We start from the raw sequence: 21,306 nt of genomic DNA, 5'->3' as shown, positions 1-21,306 counted from the left end.
AATTTTCCTAAAAACCTCCTTTCCGCTGCACAAAGCCCAGTGAGTTTTGAAAAAGAACAAATCTTATCTTTTACTTGTTTTGAAATCCTGCTAGAAAATCTTTGTAGCTCATTTCTTTTTTTCCTTCTGGAATGACTCGCGTAATTTCTAATACGTCATTTTTTAGTGAAGCTTCTTTTATAACGACACGTATTCTTTTAGCGTTTTTTTCAGTGAAAAAATAGGTTCCCGGCCAGCCGTAATATGCTCTGAATTTTCGATAATTTTGTATGGGATCGCTCGCAAGGTCTAGAAGCCCATCTTCTTTTTTTATCTTTTTGCAGAGCATTGCTTTTGCATCATTTTGCTTTTCATAGGAAACGGTACCGTCGGCGATCTTTCCCACCGCCTTCACCAAAAGTTTTTTTGCAATCTCGTTTAAACGATTTCGAAGTTCTGGTGCCGTTTCTTTCTCACCAATCTGCACCTCTTCTTTTTCAATTACGTCTCCCGCATCCAGCGCAAAAACCATCTTCTGTATCACGACTCCTGTCACATCGTCACCATTTAGAATTGCCGATTCTACTGGGGTTGCTCCGCGATATTTTGGGAGAAGCGAATAGTGGACATTCACCATTCCCAAACGAGGCAGTTCCAAAAGTGTCTTAGGTAAGATTTTTCCATATGCAACTACAATACCGAGGTCAATGTCATATTTTTTAAATTCCTCGAGAAATTGCGTATCAATTTTTTCTGGCTGAAGAGTGGGGATATTTTTTTGTTCCGCCCAAATTTTAGGGGCAGGTTTTTGAACAAGCATTTTTCTTCCTTGCGGTTCATCTTTTCCCGTGACAATAACTTTTGGGAGAAGGCCTGCACTTTCAAGCTCTTCGAGAATGGGAATAACAAGCTCCGGCGTGCCGAAAAATGCAATATTGAGTTTAGGCATTGGAAGTCTCTTTTTTAAGCCGAGAGGGAATTTTTTCGGGAGGAAGTTCGTGGAGATCCTCCGCATTGTCTATAAAAAGGACTCCGTCTAGATGGTCCGTTTCATGCTGGAAGATTTGAGCAATCAAGCCACTTCCTCCTCGTTCAAATTTTTCACCTTTCTCGTCGTATGCTGAAACAGTTGCCTTTGTCGAGCGAACTTTTTTGCCGTACAGCCATCGGACAGAAAGACAGCCTTCCTCTAATAATTTTTGTTCTTTTGAAAGTTTGGTGACCTTTGGATTGATATACACCAGATTTATTTTTCCTTTTTTACCTTTCTCTTCCGGGTACAGAATGTCATATATTTTTTCCGTGATGATGAAAATACGAAGGGATACTCCGATCTGGGGTGCTGCAAGAGCCACGCCGTCATCCTGGGACGCGAGCGCTTCTTTCATATCTTTGATGACCTTTTTTATTTTGAGGCTCTTAATGTCCTTGAGAGGCACTTCTTTCGCCTTTTCTCGTAGTACCGGAGCATCCCGCTGAACTATCTCTTTCATTGCTTCATTTAAACACGAAATAAGGCATTTTTCCAGTTTCTAGAGAATGCTTTCCGGATTGATTTTCACAGAAAAATAGGCGGGAAGCAGGGACAATTTCTTCGCTAAATCTTCTTTGGACCATTCGCTTTCGGGAATTTTAAGGATTCCTTTCAAGGTGTAGGTGCCTCTCGCTTCCGGAATGAAAGCAGGGAATATCTCAAGTTCGTGTCCTTTTAAATATATTTCTTTTATCTTTTTCATTTCCGCCTCCACTTCTCCTCTTCCTCCAGAAAGCGAAATTTCGATGAGCACCGAAAAAGGCGGATAATTGAATTGTTCTCGTCCTGTGATTTCCGACTGGTAAAAATCAAGGATGTTTCCTTCCTGTGCGAGGGAGAGGATCTTTTCATCCGGATTTCTTGTTTGTATGATGCATTGTCCATCGGTAAGCGAGCGCATTTTTGAGACGAGATGCATGATTTTTTCATTGATACGGAAATTTGGCAGAGCGAAGAGGGAATCGAGCGAAAGAATTGCCACTCCGTCGAGCTTGTCTTCCAGGGCGGAAAAAACGGCTTCTGTTCCAAGAAGCACTCCCCATTCTGAATGAAGAAAGCGAGAAAGTATTTTTTTTACTTGCACTGATGTTTTTGCTTTCTCTTTGTCTATCACAAAGATGGATTCTCTAGGAATTTTTTCGGCGAGCTCTTCCTCTATCCGGTCAATGCCAATTCCTGACGGGTCAAGCCTCCAGCTTCCGCAGGTGAGGCAAAGTTCATCTGCTGGGCGGGTTTTCTTGCATCTGTGGCACAGAAAGAAGTTTGTTTTTTCATCTTTGCCTTTATAAAAAGCGATTGGAGCATGGCACGTAAGGCACAAAGCGAAATTTCTGCAATCCCGGCAGATGATCGAGGACGCGTATCCCTTTTTTGTCGCATAAAGAAAAATATGTTTTTTGTAGGTCTTGGCATTTTCTATCATCGCAAAGACGGCATCTCCCACAGTGTGAAATTTTTTATCTCCTTTCGATTCTTCCAATTTCATATTCACGAGGAGGGTCCGCTCGTCTTTTCCAGATTTCCATTGGATTGGCTGGATCGCCGTGTATTCGCCTTTTTCCTTTTTCCACAATGTTTCGATTCGAAGAAGAGTGTCTCCGAGTACGAGCCGGGCTCCGAGTATTTTCGCGTACATTTCTGCGAAAACGCGGATATCGAGATAAGGCCTACGCTGTGTTTTGAAAGTTCCCGAAGATTCCTCATCTATGATGATGGTGCCGATGTCGAAGCGCCGAAGTGAAAGACAGGCTCCTGTTCCGACGACGAGTATGGGGTGCGGCGTTTCAGCTGCTTCCTTCCAAACTCTTAAAAATTCTTTTTTTGAGAGGCTTCCGGAGACGAAAAAAGAATGCATCTCTATTCCCCTTGAAAGATTTTTGAAATAGGTTTTCGCTTCCTCGATGGTGGGAAGACAGCAATACACCGAGCGGGATTTCGCGAATTCTTCTCGTATAATGCTTCGATACTGAAGAAGTCTTTCTTCTCTTCCTGTTTGAATAACGGAAGGCCGGATGTCTCCCGCGGTTTTATCTCCAGCATGTTTTTCTTCAATTTTCTCGATTTCTCCTATGCTGTCGAGGAGTACTTTAGGAATAAGTGCCGACAGCACGCTCCCCGTCGTAGTTGCGTAATACTGTGCGCACATTTTCGCGCTTTGAAGATATTTTTCGCTGAAAAAAGAAGGAGAGAGTACGCGCTCCACTTTTCGCATTCCAAAAGGCAGAGATTTTATCTCCGATTTCATGATTCCGATATTTTGAGCTTCTACCACCAGTCCGGGTATTTTTCTCGCGCGGACAGAAATTTCCACAAGAGCGCCCTCTTTCACCGGAAGGGCGGTAAAGTACGACAGGACTTCTTTTGAAATGCCTCTGCCGATAGGAATGACTTGAATGATTTTCATCCCGTAGTGAAAAATGGCATCGCTCCTCCGGAGCGTGGTACCGCCATTTTAATATTATCTTTGATAATTATAAATATCATATATGATATTTATCACACTTTACTCCTATGCCATTTTCTACTACGGGATTCATCGCCTTGGATGTATCATCCCAGAGAAAGCTTTCCTTTTCAACCCGTTAAAAGCTCTGAAGAATGCTGATGTTAGCGCCAATCTTATTGAGCCGGTTTGCGAGATCTTCATAACCGCGATTGATGCTATATACATTTCGGAGTATTGATATGCCTTCGGCCGCGAGCATTCCAATGAGAAGAATTGCCGCTGGACGAAGGGCTGGAGGGCAGATAACCTCTGCTGCTTTTAGTTTTGTAGGGCCGTTGATATAACAGCGATGAGGATCGGCGAGAATGGTGTCAGCTCCAAGCTTGTCGAGGTCTTTGTAATAAATTGCGCGTTTTTCATAGCTCCAATCGTGTATAAATGTCTGGCCTTCCGCTTGGGTCGCGATAACCGCGAAGAAGGGGAGATTGTCCATATTAATTCCCGGATACGGCTGGGCGTGAATTTTATCTTCGAGCGCTCGCAACTTGGATGGATATGTCTCAATGTCGGCAAGGTTTGTTCTCTCGTTCTCGGCCTTGTATCGGCGGAGAATTTTATAACGAAAGCCCATTTTTTCCAGTTTCAAAAGTTCAAGCTCAAGAAAATCGATCGGACATCGCATGACTTGGATCTTTGATTTCGTGACAATTGCAGCGGAGAGAAGAAACATTGATTCGATCGGATCTTCGCTCACTGCATAGATGATCGGCTTGTCTATAGATGCAACGCCGTGAACAACAAGTGTAGATGAGCCGATTCCGTCGATCTTTACTCCGAGCGCTTCGAGGAAGAAGCAAACGTCCTGGACTTGATAGTTGGCAGAAGCAAATTTTATTGTTGTCTTGCCGGGAATTAAGCTCGCTGCCATGATGGCATTTTCTGTCACGGTATCTCCGGCTTCGTATAAAACGATATTTCCCGGTTTTACTTTCTCAGTTTTGATCTCGTAATAGGTCGAGTGTGTGTCTATCTCCACTCCCATCTTTTCGAGAGCATAAAAATGAGGTTTGACGGTGCGAGAGCCAAGACGGCATCCGCCTGGTTGGGGGAGACGGAATTTCTTGAAGAAGTGAACAAGGGGGCCGATGAGCATGATAACGCTTCGGGTTTTCATCCCGGCTTCGGTGTCGAGTTTTTTGATATCAAATCTTGCGGGCGGTTTTATTTCAAGATCGTTGCCATCCCATTTAATTCCCACGCCGATTGATTGAAGCACTTCGATCATTCTGTACGCCTCTTCGATCTTTGGCATGTTGCGGAGAATTGTTTTATTTTTGTTGAGAAGGGATGCAGAAAGAAGTCCCATCGCTGAATTTTTTGACGATTTGGTTACTATGGAGCCTGAAAGCTTTCTTCCTCCTTCAATACGGAGATTCAAGGAGCCTGTAGAAAGATTAAGGATTTCTTTCTTGAGTGCTCGGCTTATTTTTGAAAGAGTTTCTGTAGAAAGATTTTGTTCGCCATTTTCAATGCGAGCAACAGCACTTTGTGTCGTACCAAGCATTTTCCCAAGCTCTGACTGGGTGATTCCCCGGTCATCACGGAGCCTCGCGATGAGATTTCCTATCTGAACGAGCTTTTGGTCGCCCTCTGGTTCTTTGGTTATGGCCATGATTATTCAACATACCATATACGCTATAATTTTACAATGTGTAAAACTTTGCCCAGGCACTCACTTTTAAAAAGAAGCCGCGAAAAGTAAAGGCGAGTGCGCGGGTAAATTTGTAAAATTTACTTGAAAAGCTTACTATAAGCCCCATGGGATTTTTCGCTCCAAAACTTGGGATTGATTTGGGTACTGCAAATACGCTTGTTTTCGTGCCTGGAAAAGGCGTTGTGTTGAACGAGCCCTCTGTTGTCGCCGTTTCAGAAGACAATCGCATTCTTGCTGTCGGTCTTGAAGCAAAGCATATGGTTGGAAGAACTCCTGACAGCATTACCGCATATCGTCCTATGAAAGACGGAGTTATCGCAGACTATAGAGTAACGGAGGCAATGCTCCGCTATTATATGAAGAAAGCGCTTGGCAAATGGAATGTTTTTAAGCCCGAGGTTATGGTCTCTGTTCCCGCTGGAGTTACTTCTACTGAACGCCGAGCTGTCATTGAAGCCGCAATAAAAGCCGGAGCGAAAAATGTCTACGTAGTGAAGGAGCCAATTCTCGCTGCGATCGGCGCCGGTATTCCCATTCACGAAGCTCGCGGGCATATGGTGGTTGATATTGGAGGAGGAACGACTGACGTTGCTGTTATCTCTTTGGGAGGAATTGTTTCTTCGATATCTGTGAAATGTGCTGGCAATAGAATTGATTCTGCAATTGCTGATTATATTAAAAAAACGTTCAATCTTTCGATTGGGGACAAGACTGCGGAGGATATTAAAATTCAGATTGGCTCGGCGGTACCTCTCGATGAAGAGCTTACCATGATGATAAAAGGGCGAGATTTTGTGACCGGCCTTCCGCGTTCCGCAGAAATGAAGACTAATGAGATCGTGAAAGCGATTTCTCGCGAGCTTCGCGACATGGTGAAAGCCATGAAGGATGTACTTCAAGAGACTCCACCGGAGCTCGCCGCGGATATTATAGACACTGGAATCATTCTCACGGGAGGCTCTTCGCTTCTTCGTAACATTGCCGAGCTTGTGTATCGTCGCACGGGTGTTAAAGCGCATGTGGCAGAAGACGCGCTCTATTGTGTGGCGAAGGGAACGGGGATTGCACTGGAGCATTTGGAAACTTACAAAAAGAGCATCTTAGCGAAAAAATAAGTAGATGTTAGAAATTAATCCTAAGAATCTTCACCACGCCTATTGCATTGTAGGTGAGCGGGAGGAAGTAACTTCCGAGCTTTTGGAATTTTTTGAGAGGCAATTGAAGGTAAAGACGATTGGAAATCCCGATTTCTGGCGCGGGGAGTTTGATTCGCTTTCAATCGACGATGCACGGCAGATTGCGGAAATTCAAAGCAAAAAAGCGTATGGTATCGGAAATAAGAAGATTTTTCTCATCCTTGCGAATAAAATTACCCGCGAGGCCCAAAACGCACTCCTGAAAGTTCTCGAAGAACCAACCCTTGACACACACTTTTTTCTCGTGATTTCGAGCACTGAAGGGCTTTTGTCAACTCTCAAATCTCGGCTTTTTATCATAAATACCAATGGTGAGAACAAGTGGGAGGCAGATGCGAAAGAATTCCTCTCTAGCGCAAAGCCAAAACGGCTTACTTCAGTGAAAAAGATGACGGATGAAATTTCAGATGAGAAAAAAACAAAAGCCGACGCGATTTCATTTTTGAACGCTGTTGAAGCAGTTTTAAAAGAAAAAGTTGGAACGCTAAAATCAAAAGAGGATGCGAAGGCGTTTGAAGAATTAATCAAATTTCGCTCATACCTCGGCGATCAAGCCCCATCGGTCAAAATGATTCTTGAACACTTGGCACTAATTCTGCCAGTGGTAAAATAAAACGCTAATGGAAATAAAAGATTCAATTTTCAAAGCGTACGATATTCGAGGCATCTATCCGACAGAGCTCAATGAGGAAATTGTATATGCGATTGGACAGGCTTTTGCGGAAATCGAAAAACCGAAAACAGTTGTTGTTGGAAGAGATGTCCGGATAAGCGGGCCATCTATGCAAAAAGCTCTCATCCAAGGGCTTCTAGATTCTGGAGTAGATGTTGTGGATATCGGACTTATTTCAACTGAAGAAATTTATTTTGCGACCGCATATTACAAATACGATGCGGGAATTTCTGTTACTGCTTCCCATAATCCTCGCGAGTACACGGGAATGAAAATGGTGCGGAAGGGAGCAGAACCTATTGCCGGAGAAGAAATTACCGTACAGCTAAAAGATAAGACAAAAGAACTTCTTGGGAAGAAAGCCTCGGCAAAAAAGAAAGGGAAGATAAGCACGAAAGATGTCCACGAAGATTTTAGGAAATTCGTTCTCGGGTTTATTGATGTAAAGAAAATAAAGCCGTTTAAAGTCGTCGCAAATCCGAACTTCGGTTTTCAAGGAGAGCTCGTGAAGCTTGTTTGTCGGGATTTGCCGATTACTTGGAGTTTTTTGAACGGCGAACCCGATGGCAATTTCCCGAAAGGCAGGCCTGACCCATTTCTCCTGGAGAACCGTACGGAATTCATTGAAAAAATAAAAAAAGAAAAACCGGATTTTGGAGTTACGTGGGACGCTGATGCTGATAGGGTATTTTTTGCTACAGGAAACGGAATCTTTCTCGAGGCTCATTATACAAATGTGTTTCTTATAGAGGAGATGTTGCGTAAAAACCCAAAAGCGACGATTGTGTATGAACCGCGCTGTATCTGGGCGCTTCTCGATATAATAAAAGAGTGTGGTGGTATTCCCGTAAGATGCCGGGTTGGTCACAGCTTTATAAAAAAAGCGATGCGAGCGTCAAACGCTGTTTTTTGTGGAGAATTGACCGGGCATACTTATTTTAAGGATTTCTTTTTTGCTGATTCAGGAATTATCCCTTTTCTTCTTATGATTGAATTTCTTTCCCAAGACGGAAAAAGTTTGGAAGAATGTATTATCCCGATCATTTCAAAATATCCGATCTCTGGAGAGATCAATCTGACCCTTAAAGATGCAAAAAATGCTCTTTCTTTCATACAAAAAAACTATGCGAACAAGGGAGAGGTGGAAGAATTCGATAATTTGATCGTTGAGAAAAAAGGAGAATGGCGGTTCAATATTCGAATGTCTAATACCGAACCACTGCTTAGAATCAATATCGAGGCTAAAAATAAGGTTATTGTGGAAGAAAGACGCTCTGAACTTCTCGCACTTCTCAAAGATCTTTAGTTTGTGATTGTGGATATCTTGCTGTTTCTCTTGAGTTTTCGTTTTCTTATGGTGGTATAATAAAGCCATAAAAGTCGAACTATTAAAAACCTAATTTTTACAAAAAATGAAAGGTTTACACAAAATTTCATTTATCTTGCTCATCATCGGAGGTTTGAATTGGCTTATTATCGGTCTCCTTGGGACTGATTATGTCATGCAAATTCTCGGTGGTTCGATTGCTAGAATTGTCTACATTCTCGTAGGTATTTCTGCAGTTCTAGAGATCGTGAATCACAAGAGTCTCTGCAAGAACTGTGATAAAGGAATGAGCCAGATGTAATCTGGTTTTTTCGTTCGAATAAGGAAAATCCCCCGGATTCAGCCGGGGTTTTCCTTAGTTGTGCATTTCGAAAATATCTCTTTTATGATAGAATGATTGACCTATGGCAGAGATCATTACAGATTTTCATATAAAACCGAGCGAAATACTCCTTCTTTTGGCTGGGGTATCGCTTCTTATAAGTCTTCCGTATCTTGCCGGGGGAAGCGAAACATTTTGGACATTGGCTAGAATTCTTTATGGAATGGGAGTAGTCCTTTTCTTTGTAGATCGATAAACATATGCTTCCAAGCGAACTTACAGCACTTGTCGTTTTCTTCGAGCAACTCGGTCTTGCTCTCTGCGGGGCTGCGTGTCTTTGGGGCATTTTCTTTTCTGTGAATGCCGAAACTACGAAAGAAGAAGGGAAGAAAAAGATTTTCAACGACATTAGTAATAAGCTTTTTATTCCGTTTGTTCTTGGATTTGTGATTTCGACTTTAGTCTGGCTTCTGCGAATTTTCAGCAGAAGCGGTTTTGCATCTCGGCACACCTTTAATCTTTTCTCAGACCTTTCGCATATGAGCCAATATGTAGAGCGGAGCGTGCCGGTCTTGTGGCTTATCTTTATTTTCTTCTCTCTTTCATTCATTATTTTCTCCTCTTTCTGGAAGAAAAAATTTCCGCATCTTGTGAGAACTTTTTATCTCATAAGCTTTATCCTCGTTTTTATTCTCATTAGTTTTCCAACGGGCGTTGCCAATTTCACGAACGACCATTTGTTTTTCATAAAACACGGTTTTCCCCTTATTTTCACAATCGGTACCGTTATGATCGTGGATTTTCTTTTCTTTTTCACAAGAAGTTCGCTTCGGGCAAAGCGCGCCGTTTTTCCTTATTTTACGACGCTGAATAAATTCATCTGGATTGGTCTCGGTATTCATTTTTTTACCGATTGGGTAAGTGGCGCGCAAATTGCACTCTCGCCGGTCTTCTATTTTGTACAGATTGTAACGGCCGTCATTATTATAAATGGAATGCTTTTCACGGGGCCACTTACGGAAGTTATCATCTCCGGCGTGTCAGAGCGAAGAGTGAAGCCTCTCGAAAAAAAGTGGGGAATTATTTCTGGAATTTCCGGCGTAATCTCCTTTTCTTCTTGGACCTCGCTCACTCTTGCCACTTTGCTTCCCAATATTCCTTTAAGTCTTTCCTATCTCCTCGCCATTTATGTTATTAAACTTGTTGTTATTTATGTTGCCTTTCTCTTTATCGAGTGGATGACGGATATTCCGCTTTCTTTTGTAAATACAAACTAAACTAGGGTAGAGGGTGAAGGGTATAGGGTTGAGTAAAAGAATTTTGTTTTTTTCATTTTGATTGCTATTATAAATATGTATTTCTTTACCCTTAACCCTGTACCCTAAACCCTAATTCTATGCCTTACGATTTCAAATCTTTTAAAAACAAGACCAATGACGTCTCCGCTTGGCTTCAAAAAGAATGCGCACAGATTCGGACTGGCCGGGCTACGCCTAACCTTCTCGACGGTATTTCCGTAGAAAGTTTCGGTTCGAGGGTTCCCCTGTCTCAAGTTGGTTCAATTGGGACAGAGGATCCAAAAACGCTTCGTGTCACTCCGTGGGATATGACGCAGGCAAAACACATTGAGAAAGCGATAACAGTAGCGAATCTCGGACTTTCTGTGGTGCTTGATGATAAAGGGGTGCGGGTGATCTTTCCAGAACTTTCTTCTGAACGAAGAGCATCTCTTGTGAAGTTAGCGAAAGAAAAGCTCGAAGAAGCAAAAAAGACAATACGAATGGAGCGCGATAAGGAGTGGAACCTCATCCAAAAGAAAGAAAAAGAAGGGGGAATGGGAGAAGATGAAAAATTCCGCCTCAAAAAAGAAATGGAAAAGATTGTCGATGAAGTTCACAAAAAGCTTGATGAAATAATCTCGAAGAAAGAAAAAGAAATTTTGTCCTAACACCTAATTGTCTTGAGCGTACTTATTTTTTTTATAATCCTCATTGTACTCGTCGTCGTGCATGAGCTCGGGCATTTTCTTGTCGCCAAGTGGTCGGGGATCGAAGTGAAGGAATTCGGGCTTGGTTTTCCTCCGCGTATTATTGGTAAAATGTGGCGGGGAACTTTGTATTCCTTAAATTGGATACCTTTCGGTGGTTTTGTAAAAATTTTCGGTGAAAATCCGGAAGAAGTGGCTGTTACGGAAGAAGAAAAAAAGAAAAATTTTTCCTACAAACCTCGGCCAATCCAAGCCCTTGTCCTTATCGCTGGTATTTCTTTCAACATTCTTTTTGCGTGGTTCCTTATCTCAATTGGTTTTATGACAGGATTTCCTTCGTCTGTTGGAGATACGGCGAACGGGGCCATTTCGAATCCGCAAATAGTGATAACCGAAGTTGTGAAAGATTTTCCCGCCGAGAAAGCGGGACTCCAGGTGGGAGATAAAATCGTGGCTCTTGAAGCGTCTTCGCAAAGAATTGATAACCTTACTCCTGAAGACGTACAGAATTTTATTGGAAGCCACGGGGGCGATTCCATAAAAGTGCAGTACGAGCGTGGCAATGAAACTGGTTTGCTTTCCGTAACTCCGAGAACCGATTCCGCTTTAAATAAAGGCGTCATAGGTATTTCTATGGATATGATTGGAACGCTCAAACTTCCTTTTTTCTCTGCTTTGTATGAAGGAGCAAAGCTTACGGGGTATGTCATAAAAGCCGTTGCAATTGGGCTTGCCAGATTTGTTTGGAGCGCGGTTACACTCAATGCGCACTTTTCGGAAGTGACGGGGCCTGTGGGAATCATTTCTCTTGTGGGGAGCGCCGAGAAATTGGGTTTTGTATATCTCCTCTCCTTTGCGGCTTTCATTTCGCTTAATCTTGCTGTCATAAATCTCATTCCATTTCCCGCGCTTGATGGCGGAAGACTTCTTTTTGTCCTTATTGAATCAATTAAACGCTCTCCGATAAAGCCAAAAGTTGCAAATATGATAAATAGTATCGGATTCGCAATTCTCATTGTGCTTATGGTCGTCGTTACGCTTCACGACATTGTGAAGATTCTCTAACGCTGATTGACTTTTATTCAAAAATAATGTAAAAAAATAAGCGGTGGCTCGATGTTTTCATCGCGCTTTTTGTTTTCGGCATACTTGGGAAAGAAGGGAGAAAAGGGCATGGCGACTGTTAAGGTGCCTCTGGCGGGGCCGAGGGAGCGCTTCCTTGAGGAGTGCAAGGTGGCGTGGAGGAAGAACGTCGAGGATATAGTTAATCTTCGGTTTGAGCATTTGAGGCGAAGGATCAAGATCATTGAGGCGTCGAGTGCTCTCTTACTTCAAACCTCTGAAGCACGCTCTCTCAATAGAGAGGCGAGGAGGATGCTTCTGGAGATCGCTCAAGACGCGTGTGATGAGCGCGCTGACGTTTTCGCTGAAGTCGCCCCACTCTTTGGTCGGCTTCATCGGGCTGTGTCGGATTTGGAAACCTATTCAGGACCATCTTCTTTTGAGGTCATGATGCAAGGTTTGCAGAGTATCGAACACATCTCCAGTCAAGCTGGCTTTAGAGCGGAGGTTCTGCTTCCTGCTCGTGTTTTTGTGGCACAGAAGAGAGAGCGGGACGGGACATTTGCCGCTGCGGACAAGTTGCGTACGGTAGTACTCCACACGTTCATTAATGACCTTGCCCGCAAGCTTAGTACAGCCGAGAAAACATACCGGCAAAATTTCGATTCTCGTGAGGTGCAAGATGCCGCCCTGCACGAGGTTGTTAGTGGCGAGCTTGCTACTTTCGTCAATATGATTTACCCCAAGATCATCGGCTCTTCATCCGTCGAAGATTTGATGAAGTCAGAATAGTTCATCTTGGGTATGCCAGCCTTTCCGTGGGGCCGGCATTTTCTTTTTGTTTCTATTTCGTATAGAATTATCTTCATGTTGCAGTCACAACTATTTACTAAAACTAGGAAGGAAGCTCCCAAAGATGAAGTAGCAAAAAATGCCACTCTTTTAATTCGTGCTGGCTATATTCATAAAGAAATGGCGGGAGTGTATTCTTATTTGCCGCTTGGACTTCGAGTACTCAATAAAATCGCGGGAATCATACGAAAAGAAATGAATGCTATCGGCGGACAAGAAATTTTTATGACGACCCTGCAGAACAAAGAACTCTGGGAGAAGACGGGACGTTGGAGTGATGAAAAGATAGATAATTGGTTTAAGACGAAACTGAAAAATGGCACAGAGGTGGGAATTGCCCTTACTCACGAAGAAATGCTGACCGCAATTATGGCGGAAGAAGTGCGCTCATATAACGATTTGCCGAAATATGTCTACCAGATTCAGACAAAATTCCGAAACGAAGCTCGGGCAAAAAGCGGGATTATGCGTTGTCGCGAGTTTATGATGAAAGATCTCTACTCTTTTTCACGAGACGAAAAAGAACACGAAGCATTTTATGAGGGATCGAAAGAAGCTTACAAAAAAGTTTTTGCCGGTGTCGGTTTGGGTGATGTGACTTATCTCACAATGGCTTCAGGCGGAATTTTTAGTAAATATTCTCACGAATTCCAAACGCTTACTTCTGCGGGAGAAGATTTAATTTATATCTGCGACAATTGTAAAGAGGCGGTGAATAAGGAAGTTATCGCGGATTTCAAAAATGCTTGCCCGAAATGCGGTAACACAAAACTTCGGGAAGAGAAGGCTGTTGAGGTTGGAAATATTTTCCCGCTCGGCACACGATTTTCTGATGCGCTCGGACTCCAGTTTTTGGACGAAAAAGGAGAAAAGAAAAGCGTGGTTATGGGAAGCTATGGAATCGGTCTCGGACGGCTCATGGGGGTAATCGTGGAAGTTTTTGCAGACGAAAAAGGAATTGTCTGGCCGAAAGAGGTTGCGCCATTCGATGCACATCTTATTTCGCTCGCTGGAGAGGACGCAAAAGTCAAAAAATCTGCTGATGAACTTTACAAAAAATTGACCGCGAAAGGTGTTGAAGTTTTGTATGATGACCGCGAGCTTCGTCCCGGCGAAAAATTTGCTGATTCTGATCTTATTGGAATTCCAGTGCGGATAGTTGTAAGCGCAAAAACTTTGGAAGCAGACGGGTATGAAATTAAAGATCGTGCAACTGGGCAAACCGAACTTGTGAAAGAAGATGTCCTCCTAAAAATCTTCAAATAAAAGGGCCTGTTTTAAGGCTTAAAACTATGGACTTTTCCCTATGGGACGAGTAGTATTGAGTTCACTATTCCCTTGATTTTAGGGAAGTGTTTTCAGAACTAATCAATGAAAGACCTCATCAAAAAAATTAAACGATATTTCTCAAACGACATTGGTATTGATTTGGGTACTGCAAACACGCTCGTATATGTTCGCGGTCGCGGAATTGTCATCAATGAACCTTCTGTTGTCGCGGTAAACCAAAAGACGGGAAGAGTGGTGGCTGTGGGGACTCAAGCAAAACAAATGCTTGGAAGAACTCCAGCGCACATTATCGCAGTCAAGCCAATTGTCGATGGAGTAATTTCTGATTTCGAAGTGACCGAAGAAATGATCAGTCATCTCGTTCGACTTGCGGAAAAAGATAATAAAAAAATGCTAGGTCCCCGGGTGGTGGTTGGAATTCCGTATGGAATTACAAATGTCGAAACACGCGCAGTACGAGACGCTACAAGAAATGCCGGAGCGCGCGAAGTACATATTATAGAACAGCCGATGGCGGGAGCGATAGGTATTCGATTGCCGGTCAATGATCCGATCGGAAGCATGGTGGTGGACATTGGTGGAGGTACGTCTGATATCGCAGTTATCTCTTTGGGCGGAATTGTTCGCGGGAAAAATCTAAAAATTGCGGGAGATAAATTCAACGCTGACATCATTTCCTATATAAGGAGCCAATTTAAAATTCTCATTGGAGAAAAAACTGCTGAAAATATAAAGATCACGATCGGTTCAGCCCTGCCAAACGGCACTCCGATGGAGGCCGCTGTACGAGGAAGAGACCTTGTAACCGGACTTCCGCGGGAAGTTATTATTACCGATGAAGATTTACGCGCTGCACTTGCTCCTTCGATCGAACATCTTATGGAATCTGTGAAAGAAGTTTTGGAGACTACACCGCCGGAAATTCTTTCTGATGTGATGCACCGGGGAGTCTATCTTGTCGGGGGTGGAGCGCTTCTCAAAGGTCTTTCATCTCTTTTGTCAGAACAGCTCAAGATTCCAATTCACGTGGACGAAGACCCTCTGACTGCGGTGGCCCGGGGAACTGGCGTTATTCTGGAAGACTTGGAAAAATATCGCGAACTTCTCATTCAAAATGAAGACGAATTGCCCCCAAAGAGATAATGGTCAAAGATTTCATATTTCAGAAGCAAGATAAAAATCGGGGCCGAAAGAAAAGCCTCTGGATAATTCTTCCCGTTTTTCTTTTTTTTCTTGTCCTTTTTCAATTCCTTGCACCTTCCTTTCTCCCGCGCATCTTTGCGTCAGTCACTCGTCCCGTTCTTGTGTTTAAAAATGGAGTGCTCAAAACTTCGAGCGATTTTTTCTCCGTCTTTTATTTTAAAAGTTATCTTATTGAAGAAAATAACTCGCTTCGCAGTGAGCTTGCGCGTCTAGATGGAGTTGAGGCGCAATTAAAACTGAAGGAAGATGAAAACCAAAGTTTACAAGATGCTCTTCAAATGGTGCCTGAAGGGAAAGCTCTTGCGCTTGCATCCATCATCTTGAAACCCCCAAGATTTCCATACGACACTCTTCTTGTTGGTGGAGGAGCGAATCAAAAATTTGAAGTTGGAAACCTTGTGTATGCTGGCGAAAATATTTTGGTCGGTCGGGTAGGAGAGGTATACAGCAGAACTTCCAAAATAAAGCTTTTCTCATCCTCGGGAGAAAAGACGGAAGCTTTTGTTGGTCCGAAAGCTATTCCTGTGGAGCTCCTTGGGCTTGGGGGCGGGAATTTTGAAGCAAAAATTCCAAGGGGCGCCGATGTTTTAGAAGATGATTCCGTATATATCTCGGGCAAAAATCATGACCTTATCGGCGTCTTGGGTGCTATAACTCCTGCCGCAACCGATTCTTTTATAAAAGGCATGGTCAGAGTTCCTGTGAACTTGTTTGAACTTCAGTATGTTTCTGTAGAGAAAAATTCTTCCCTTATTAAATCTCCTCTATGATTGTAAAAAGAATAGTTTCAGATATTGCCCTCCTTTTTGCTCTCATCGTCTTTCCATGGTGGGTGAGCCTGCCTTTTGCTTTGATTCTCGCTTTTTATTTCGAGCATTTTTATGAAATGATTTTCGCGGGTCTTTTCCTTGATTTTCTGGAGTCTTCCCACTCTTTGCGATTTTTTGGATTTAGCTATATTTTTACGCTTGTTTGCCTCGTCCTTTTCTTTCTTTTTCGCTTCGCAAAAACAAAACTATCATTTCCAAAATTTTGAAAAGGTTTCTTTTATCGTATACTAACGGCTATGGTATTCGATTGGAAGAAACTCATGGGTTTGCGCGGAAGAATTCGGGAGGTGCGGGATATCGATCCTGACGAAATTTTTCTCGATTCCTCGAATCTCCCCGCTTTTAATACTAATCAATTTGAAGGCCGGATTGAAAAACCCATCTCCACAAAAACACTTTCTGTTGTCGGACTTTTCTTTTTCCTTGTTTTTATGGTTTTTATCTATAAAGCATGGAATCTACAGATTAAAAATGGTTTGGCGTACTACGATCAAAGCCAGAACAATCGCTTAAGCAATACCGTCATTTTTGCGAAGCGCGGACTTATCCTCGATAGAAATGGGAAAGAACTTGCGTGGAACACCTCTCTTTCCGACACAGATGAATTTTTGGGTAGGAAATATATCGAAATGCCGGGGTTTGCTCATGTGCTCGGGTATGTAAAATTTCCTACAAAAGACGATTCCGGATTTTATTACAAAGATGTCTACGAGGGCCACGACGGTGTTGAGAAATACTACAACGACGCACTGGCTGGCGAAAATGGTCTGAGGATCGTAGAAGTGAATGCAAAGGGTGCAATCCAATCTCAAAGCGTCGTTCGTCCTCCGAAAGACGGAGAGGATGTCACTTTAAGCATTGATGCCGGTCTCCAAGCAGAGCTTCATAGTGGTATCTCTTCGCTTGCGCACAAAGTAAATTTTCAGGGCGGAGCAGGGGTTATTATGAATGTCGAAAACGGCGAAATTCTCGCCCTCACGAGTTTCCCTGAATACAGCCCGCAGATTCTTTCCGAGGGAAAAGACACGAAGGCGATTCAAAAATATCTGACTGATCCAAGCAATGCTTTTTTGGATCGAGTCGTTTCGGGGCTTTATACTCCTGGTTCGATTATGAAACCTTTTGTCGCCATCGGTGCTCTCACAGAAAAAATCATCTCTCCCAATAAACAGATCTTGAGCACCGGTTCGATCTCTTTGCCGAACGCGTACAATCCAAAAGAAGTGTCAATATTCAAGGATTGGAAAGCACACGGCTTAGTTGATATGAAAAGAGCTCTCGCCGTCTCTTCCGACGTTTATTTTTATGAAGTGGGAGGCGGATATCAAGATCAGAAAGGTTTAGGAATCGCCAATATTGATAAATATGTCCGGCTGTTTGGTTTCGGGAGCGTGGCTGGTCAAGGATTTTTTGCCGGGAAAAAAGGAACTATTCCTACTCCTGAGTGGAAAGCGGAGAATTTTGCGGGAGATCCTTGGAGAATAGGAGACACCTATCACACTGCGATCGGCCAGTATGGATTTCAGGTGACTCCGCTTCAAGCTGTCCGTGCTGTTTCAGGAATTGCCAATGGTGGGCATCTTCTTTTTCCGACGCTTATAAAGGGAGATACAAGCAATGTTTCTTTTACAGAAAACGTAGCGATCGCTGAGGAGAATTTCAATATTGTACGCGAAGGGATGAGAGACGGCGTGGTGACAGGCATTGCTGGCGGTCTGAATATTCCTGCTGTGAAGGTGGCGGCAAAGACCGGTACGGCAGAGCTTGGCACCAAAAAGCAATTCGTGAATTCGTGGGTCACTGGTTTCTTTCCGTATGAGCATCCTAAGTATGCTTTCGCTATTCTTATGGAAAGGGGACCAAGTGCAAATACCACAGGAGCTTTATATGTAATGAGGCAAGTCTTGGATTGGATGACACTTAATACGCCCGAGTATTTTAAATAATGCGTGTTTCGTTGACCAAAAGCCATTTTTCGGGTATGATTGAAGCCACTTTTAGAAATTAAAACTAGACCTATGGCTGACAAAAAGCAGTATTTGACGCAAGAGAAATTTGACGAGTTGACGAAAGAACTTGATCACCTGAAAACAGTAAAGCGAAAAGAGGTCGCGGAGGCATTAGAGTACGCAAAATCTCTCGGAGATCTTTCCGAAAATGCGGAATATCAGGAGGCTCGAGGAGATCAGGCGGAAGTAGAAGATCGCATCAAGCAAATCGAAGCAATTCTCATTTCAGCAGAAATTGTTGAGCTTCACCACACCGAAAAGGCTGATATCGGCTCAACTGTGTCTGTCCAGAAAAAAGGGGATTCAAAGACGAAAACATACAAAATTGTCGGTTCAGAAGAAGTAGATATTGCTAATAACAAAATTTCTCTCCAATCTCCTCTCGGTGAGGCTATTCATGGCAAACGAAAGGGGGATGAGTTTAACTACAAAGCTCCGGGCGGAGTTATACACTACAAAATCGTCGGAATCGAGTAGAATAAGAGAGGGTTATTTTTTCCTATGGCTTCTCTCGATGAACTAAAAAACACGCGGCTCGCAAAACTCAAAGCTCTGAAAGATGCTGGCGTCGAGGCGTACCCAGCAGATGCAAAACGCGATGAATCTCTCGGTGACGTTGTAACTCATTTTGACAAGCTTTCTGCATCTGGCAAAGAATTTTCTTTGGTTGGACGGGTGATGTCGCTTCGAGGCCAGGGAGCGCTTATTTTTTCTGATATTTTTGATGGGACAGGTAAGCTCCAAATCCTTCTCAAATCCGACGAAATGTCTGGGAATTTTTTCAAACTTTTTCAAGACACTGTAGATATCGGAGACTTTTTGGAAGTTCATGGGACGCTTTTCGTGACCAAACGCGGAGAGAAAACACTTCAGGTCAAGAGTTGGAAGATGCTCACAAAATCTCTCCTTCCGCTTCCGGAAAAGTGGCACGGACTTACTGACGTGGAAGAGCGATTCCGCAAGCGCTATCTCGATATTCTTATGGATCCGGAAATTCGCGAGCTTTTCGTAAAAAAAACCAAATTCTGGGACGTTACCCGTTCTTTCATGAAAAAAGAAGGCTTTATGGAAGTTGAAACGCCAACTCTTGAAGTGACGACTGGCGGGGCGGAAGCAACTCCTTTTAAAACCCATCACGAAGATTTTGATTTGGATGTGTTTATGCGTATCTCAATTGGCGAGCTTTGGCAGAAGCGTCTCATGGCGGCTGGCTACCCGAAAACGTTTGAAATCGGGCGTGCATATCGTAATGAAGGTACTGATGTGAATCATGTCCAGGAATTTACGAATCTTGAATTTTATCTCGCTTACGCAAACTATGAAGATGGAATGAAGCTTGTTGAAAAGCTTTACCAGACGATTGCAAAAGAAGTCTTCGGTACGACCAAATTTACTTCTCGTGGAGTCGAATTTGATTTCTCCGGCGAGTGGAAAAGGATGGATTATCGGGATACTGTGAAAAAAGAGACGGGAATTGATGTTTTGGATTCGAGTGATAAAGAAATCGAGAAGAAGTTGAAGGAGCTCAAAATCACCTACGACGGCACGACTCGGGAGCGAATGATTGATACCCTTTGGAAATATTGCCGAAAGAAAATTGCCGGCCCCGTCTTTCTCGTAAATCATCCAAAGATCGTCTCTCCGCTTGCGAAATCAAAACCGGAAAATCCTGAATTAACTGAGCGTTTCCAGATTATTCTCGCAGGAACGGAAGTGGGCAACGGCTTTTCAGAATTGAATGATCCAGTTGAACAACGAAAGCGATTTGAGACCCAGCAAGAACTTCTGAAATCAGGAGATAAAGAAGCAATGATGGCTGACTGGGAATTCGTAGAAATGCTCGAACATGGTATGCCCCCGACCTGCGGTTTCGGCTTTGGCGAGTCGCTTTTTGCGATTTTGGCAGATAAACCAATCCGAGAAGTCCAGATTTTTCCATTAATGAGGCCAAAGGATGGAGCTAAGGAATAATTGCTTTTTTTCTCGATTTCATCTATAGTGGTTTCCTAAACAAATATTTATATGTCACAGGATAAACTCATAAAACTCATCTGCCAGAACTGCAAGCGCGTAAACTACTGGTCCACAAAAAACAAGAAATCTGTTGAGCGAAAAATCGAGCTCAAGAAGTTCTGCAAGTGGTGCAAGAAAAAGACCATCCATAAGGAAGGCAAGAAGTAAAAAAGAGCCCACGAGGGCTCTTTTTTATAAGAAAAATCATGCTATTATGCTAGCCACTGGGCCCATAGTTCAGTGGTAGAATTTTCCTCTCCAAAAGGAAAGACCGAAGTTCGAATCTTCGTGGGCCCGCAAATTTTAAACATATATGGGAAAGCCAATTAACCACTTTCGCGTAAAACCAAGAGTCAACTTAACACCTGAAATTAAGGCGACAGAGCTCATTACTCCTGGTATAGAAGGAAGACTTAGTTCTCATAAAATTTGGGTTCCTGCCAATATTGAATACCCCGTTCATTCACACCCTTCTCCTCATATCATTATTGTTTTGGAGGGAGGTGGGTATATGAAATGTGGTGAAGGCAAAACAGAAGTACATTCGCTTATAAACCCGGGTGATGTTTTTCATGTTCCCGAAAACATGACGCATCAAGTTGGCGCCGATTCTAGAGGTTGTGTGATGATAGCAATAAGCGTTGATTCAAAATCATTGAAAGATCCAGAGCGGCTGAAAATTATAAAGAAATGATCTGGAAAGGACTAAAGATTGTATCTAACAAGGAAGTATATCCACCAAAACCTGCAAGTCTCTTTTTTGCACAGGCGGTAATAAAGATAATAAAACCAAGGCAGGAAGTCTTGGAGGTTGGCACTGGCTCGGGTGTTGTAGCTATTGCGGTGGGTAAATTTGTGAAAGGTTCCAAAGTTATTGCTTCTGACATAAATCCGGAAGCGATTTCGGTTGCGAAGCAAAATGCGGAAATAAATAAAGTGAAAGTAGATTTTATTCGAGGAGATTTTTTAAAACCCTTCAAAGGTAAAAAATTTGATGCAATGCTCATTCATCCTCCCGCTATTGCGTATCCTAAGGGAGAGACATGGGGAATGAGCAAGGGAATGACTATCGCAACCAATGGTGGGCCGGATGGCTCTAAGCTTGTCATTAAGTCGATAGTTGAATCAAAGAAATATCTAAAGCCCAAGGGGAAGTTATTCTTACTCCTTCCTCATTGGTCAAATACAAAACTGGCCTACAAAGCACTTCGCTCAAATTATTCATCTATTAAAACGCTCGCAAAAAAACGAGTGGAGTTTTTTCCACTTTCCGAGGGTAAGCCAAATAAAAAGGTTTTGGAGCACGCTCGAAATTTGGCGAAACGAGGGATTATTGAACTTCATTTTGTAAAAGGAAGAGCATTTTCTTT

The 21,306-nt window shown here is 43.0% G+C and carries 22 protein-coding genes and 1 tRNA gene; 19 read left to right on the top strand and 4 right to left on the bottom strand.

Annotated features, from left to right (window positions below):
• Positions 1–70: 70 nt before the first annotated feature.
• From PHS53_04245 to PHS53_04230, 4 genes are all read right to left on the bottom strand, one after another.
• On the bottom strand, positions 71–928 hold the full coding sequence (locus tag PHS53_04245) for a methionyl-tRNA formyltransferase (protein ID MDD5357329.1): 858 nt from the start codon (positions 926–928) through the stop codon (positions 71–73).
• Entirely contained in the window at positions 921–1,472 is a 552-nt protein-coding gene (gene def, locus PHS53_04240; protein ID MDD5357328.1) for a peptide deformylase, read from the bottom strand. The genes PHS53_04245 and def overlap by 8 nt, the downstream gene beginning before the upstream one ends.
• A gap of 39 nt (positions 1,473–1,511) precedes the next feature.
• Entirely contained in the window at positions 1,512–3,416 is a 1,905-nt protein-coding gene (locus tag PHS53_04235; protein MDD5357327.1) for a hypothetical protein, read from the bottom strand.
• 178 nt (positions 3,417–3,594) lie between these two features.
• Complete coding sequence (locus PHS53_04230; GenBank protein MDD5357326.1) at positions 3,595–5,130, bottom strand: UDP-N-acetylglucosamine 1-carboxyvinyltransferase; 1,536 nt, start codon at positions 5,128–5,130, stop codon at positions 3,595–3,597.
• Positions 5,131–5,276: 146 nt separating this feature from the next.
• On the opposite strand from PHS53_04230, the gene PHS53_04225 reads away from it, so the two are divergent.
• From PHS53_04225 to PHS53_04135, 19 genes are all read left to right on the top strand, one after another.
• Entirely contained in the window at positions 5,277–6,287 is a 1,011-nt protein-coding gene (locus PHS53_04225) for a rod shape-determining protein (protein MDD5357325.1), read from the top strand.
• Positions 6,288–6,291: 4 nt separating this feature from the next.
• Entirely contained in the window at positions 6,292–6,981 is a 690-nt protein-coding gene (locus tag PHS53_04220; GenBank protein MDD5357324.1) for a hypothetical protein, read from the top strand.
• 7 nt (positions 6,982–6,988) lie between these two features.
• Positions 6,989–8,347: a phosphomannomutase/phosphoglucomutase gene (locus tag PHS53_04215; GenBank protein ID MDD5357323.1), complete on the top strand. Its 1,359-nt coding sequence runs from the start codon at positions 6,989–6,991 to the stop codon at positions 8,345–8,347.
• Positions 8,348–8,453: 106 nt separating this feature from the next.
• The gene (locus tag PHS53_04210; protein MDD5357322.1) at positions 8,454–8,669 is read left to right on the top strand and encodes a DUF378 domain-containing protein; all 216 of its coding nucleotides are present in this window, start codon (positions 8,454–8,456) and stop codon (positions 8,667–8,669) included.
• Between the two features lie 103 nt (positions 8,670–8,772).
• On the top strand, positions 8,773–8,946 hold the full coding sequence (locus PHS53_04205; GenBank protein ID MDD5357321.1) for a hypothetical protein: 174 nt from the start codon (positions 8,773–8,775) through the stop codon (positions 8,944–8,946).
• Positions 8,947–8,950: 4 nt separating this feature from the next.
• A complete protein-coding gene (locus PHS53_04200) occupies positions 8,951–9,967 on the top strand; it encodes a hypothetical protein (protein ID MDD5357320.1) in 1,017 nt (338 codons plus the stop codon).
• Positions 9,968–10,086: 119 nt separating this feature from the next.
• On the top strand, positions 10,087–10,638 hold the full coding sequence (frr, locus tag PHS53_04195; protein MDD5357319.1) for a ribosome recycling factor: 552 nt from the start codon (positions 10,087–10,089) through the stop codon (positions 10,636–10,638).
• Between the two features lie 12 nt (positions 10,639–10,650).
• The gene (gene rseP / locus PHS53_04190; GenBank protein MDD5357318.1) at positions 10,651–11,742 is read left to right on the top strand and encodes an RIP metalloprotease RseP; all 1,092 of its coding nucleotides are present in this window, start codon (positions 10,651–10,653) and stop codon (positions 11,740–11,742) included.
• 51 nt (positions 11,743–11,793) lie between these two features.
• Positions 11,794–12,531, top strand: coding sequence for a hypothetical protein (locus PHS53_04185; GenBank protein MDD5357317.1), 738 nt, complete (start codon positions 11,794–11,796; stop codon positions 12,529–12,531).
• 75 nt (positions 12,532–12,606) lie between these two features.
• Entirely contained in the window at positions 12,607–13,857 is a 1,251-nt protein-coding gene (locus PHS53_04180) for a His/Gly/Thr/Pro-type tRNA ligase C-terminal domain-containing protein (GenBank protein MDD5357316.1), read from the top strand.
• A 105-nt stretch (positions 13,858–13,962) separates the two neighbouring features.
• Complete coding sequence (locus tag PHS53_04175) at positions 13,963–15,024, top strand: rod shape-determining protein (GenBank protein MDD5357315.1); 1,062 nt, start codon at positions 13,963–13,965, stop codon at positions 15,022–15,024.
• Positions 15,024–15,854 (top strand): rod shape-determining protein MreC, encoded by an 831-nt coding sequence (locus PHS53_04170; protein MDD5357314.1) that lies wholly within the window; start codon positions 15,024–15,026, stop codon positions 15,852–15,854. The genes PHS53_04175 and PHS53_04170 overlap by 1 nt, the downstream gene beginning before the upstream one ends.
• 296 nt (positions 15,855–16,150) lie before the next feature.
• Complete coding sequence (locus PHS53_04165) at positions 16,151–17,860, top strand: penicillin-binding transpeptidase domain-containing protein (GenBank protein MDD5357313.1); 1,710 nt, start codon at positions 16,151–16,153, stop codon at positions 17,858–17,860.
• Between the two features lie 72 nt (positions 17,861–17,932).
• Complete coding sequence (gene greA / locus PHS53_04160) at positions 17,933–18,400, top strand: transcription elongation factor GreA (GenBank protein ID MDD5357312.1); 468 nt, start codon at positions 17,933–17,935, stop codon at positions 18,398–18,400.
• Positions 18,401–18,424: 24 nt separating this feature from the next.
• Positions 18,425–19,894: a lysine--tRNA ligase gene (gene lysS / locus PHS53_04155; protein MDD5357311.1), complete on the top strand. Its 1,470-nt coding sequence runs from the start codon at positions 18,425–18,427 to the stop codon at positions 19,892–19,894.
• A 51-nt stretch (positions 19,895–19,945) separates the two neighbouring features.
• Positions 19,946–20,104, top strand: a complete 159-nt coding sequence (gene rpmG, locus PHS53_04150) for a 50S ribosomal protein L33 (protein MDD5357310.1) — start codon at positions 19,946–19,948, stop codon at positions 20,102–20,104.
• A gap of 58 nt (positions 20,105–20,162) precedes the next feature.
• Positions 20,163–20,233, top strand: a tRNA-Trp gene (locus PHS53_04145).
• A 16-nt stretch (positions 20,234–20,249) separates the two neighbouring features.
• Positions 20,250–20,630 carry an AraC family ligand binding domain-containing protein gene (locus PHS53_04140; protein MDD5357309.1) on the top strand — a complete coding sequence of 127 codons (381 nt, stop codon included), beginning with the start codon at positions 20,250–20,252 and terminating at the stop codon, positions 20,628–20,630.
• The coding region (locus PHS53_04135; protein ID MDD5357308.1) for a methyltransferase at positions 20,627–21,306 on the top strand (680 nt) is incomplete at its 3' end. The genes PHS53_04140 and PHS53_04135, both read left to right, overlap by 4 nt.

The organism is Candidatus Paceibacterota bacterium (assembly GCA_028714635.1).
GTDB lineage: Bacteria > Patescibacteriota > Minisyncoccia > Phycocordibacterales > JAQTLZ01 > JAQTLZ01.
This window is presented reverse-complemented; position numbering and strand designations above follow the sequence as displayed.